Origin of the sequence: Mesorhizobium sp. M4B.F.Ca.ET.017.02.2.1, from assembly GCF_003998955.1 — a bacterium.
GTDB lineage: Bacteria > Pseudomonadota > Alphaproteobacteria > Rhizobiales > Rhizobiaceae > Mesorhizobium > Mesorhizobium abyssinicae.
On record NZ_RZOF01000606.1, the window covers coordinates 1 to 1,434 of the forward strand.

A 1,434-nucleotide genomic window follows, 5' to 3' on the forward strand; every position below is an offset into this window, starting at 1 on the left:
GTCCGGCCGCTTAAAGGTGTTTTCGACGCGGCTCGACTGGTTCGAGGAATTTCGCCTCTACCGCCGCTTCTACTGGGATGCCGTCGCCGGCGCCGAACTCCCCGCCGGCCTCGACTATGCCGTGTTCGACTTTGCCGTGAACAGCGGGCCGGGCAGGGCAGCGAAATGCCTCCAGGCGATCGTCGGCGCCACCGAGGACGGCCGGATCGGTCCGGCCACGCTCGGTGCCGTCAGGGCCCGGCCCGCCGATGTCGTCATCGATGAGCTGTGCGACGCGCGTCTGGCGTTTCTCAAGCGGCTGTCGACCTGGCCGACCTTTGGCCGGGGCTGGAGCCAACGGGTCGGCTCGGTACGGGCCGAGGCGCTGCTGTTGTCGGTGGCCAAACCGCCGGCCTCGTCCGCGCCTTCGACTGAAGCCGCACATCCAGAGGCAACGCCCAATCTCGCCGCGCCCGTCGGCAATGCGTTCTGGCGGCTATTGCTCGCCATTTTCAAACCGATCCTTGGAGGCAAGAAATCATGATTGCCGTCATCATCCGCATCGCGCTGCGCTACGGCGCGGCGATCCTCGTCGCCCGCGGCCTGCTCGGCGCCGGCGACGCTGCCGCCCTGTCGGGCGACCCCGACATCCAGATGGCGCTCGAAACCGGCATCGGCCTGGCGATCAGCCTGGTCACCGAGGCCTGGTATCTGCTCGCTCGCAAGTTCCACTGGCAAAGGTGAGGGGGTCCAAATGAACGAGGTCTTGACCGAACTCCTGCACCAGGCGCTGCCCTGGCTGGCGGGCGCGCTCCTCATCGTTGCGGCACTTGTCGCGTGGTGGCTGTCATGACGGCGCTTCTTTCTTTTCTGTCCGACAATCCCGCGATCCTTGGCCTGCTGGCCTCGGTCGTCGCCGCGCTCGGCTGGGGCTTTCGCCAGCGGTTCGCCGGGGCCGAGACCGAGCGCAGCAGGCAGGCCAAATCCGAGGCAGCGGCCCGCGCGCTCGCCGACCGGGTCGACAACGACATCGGCGCGCTGCCCGCGGGCGCGGCCAAACAGGAGTTGAAGGCATGGGCAAGGGATTGATTGTCATGCTGCTTGCCGCGGCTTTGGCCGGATGTACCACGAGCACTGGCGGCTTCTGCGCCGTTTCCAGGCCGCTGCGCCTCTCCGCCAAAGCTGTTGACGCGCTGTCGGACGAGGAAGCGAGGGCACTGCTCGCGCACAATCGCAAGGGCCAGAAACTCTGCGGCTGGAGGCCCTGATGCAGGATCTGTTCGATCTCTTGGGCATCAAGGGCCCTGTGGTGGCCGCGGGGCTGGCAGGCGGCGCATTGCGGGCCCTGTCGCGTCACCGCTACAAGCTGCGCGAAATGATCGCTTCGCCGATCTGCGGCGCGCTTGCCGCCGCCTATCTGACGCTGCCGGCCGTGGCCTGGTTCAAGGCAAGCGG

4 protein-coding genes and 1 pseudogene are annotated in these 1,434 nt (G+C 67.5%); all 5 read left to right on the forward strand.

All coding sequences use genetic code 11. The features are described 5' to 3' along the window. The coding region (locus tag EN738_RS34255) for a glycosyl hydrolase 108 family protein (protein ID WP_127287360.1) at positions 1-523 on the forward strand (523 nt) is incomplete at its 5' end. After that, complete coding sequence (locus EN738_RS34260; RefSeq protein WP_127287361.1) at positions 520-723, forward strand: hypothetical protein; 204 nt, start codon at positions 520-522, stop codon at positions 721-723. The genes EN738_RS34255 and EN738_RS34260, both read left to right, overlap by 4 nt. Positions 724-828: 105 nt before the next feature. Then, the gene (locus EN738_RS34265; RefSeq protein ID WP_127287362.1) at positions 829-1,068 is read left to right on the forward strand and encodes an ABC transporter permease; all 240 of its coding nucleotides are present in this window, start codon (positions 829-831) and stop codon (positions 1,066-1,068) included. Continuing rightward, a complete protein-coding gene (locus EN738_RS34270; RefSeq protein WP_127287363.1) occupies positions 1,053-1,247 on the forward strand; it encodes a hypothetical protein in 195 nt (64 codons plus the stop codon). Before EN738_RS34265 ends, EN738_RS34270 begins: the two co-directional genes overlap by 16 nt. After that, positions 1,247-1,434, forward strand: a pseudogene (locus tag EN738_RS34275) (hypothetical protein); the annotation flags it as partial. The gene EN738_RS34270 and the pseudogene EN738_RS34275, both read left to right, overlap by 1 nt.

Bases quoted from the DNA above. Each gene is read 5' to 3' on its own strand.
- EN738_RS34270 (WP_127287363.1), top strand. From the start codon at position 1,053: ATGGGCAAGGGATTGATTGTCATGCTGCTTGCCGCGGCTTTGGCCGGA.
- EN738_RS34265 (WP_127287362.1), top strand. From the start codon at position 829: ATGACGGCGCTTCTTTCTTTTCTGTCCGACAATCCCGCGATCCTTGGC.
- EN738_RS34260 (WP_127287361.1), top strand. From the start codon at position 520: ATGATTGCCGTCATCATCCGCATCGCGCTGCGCTACGGCGCGGCGATC.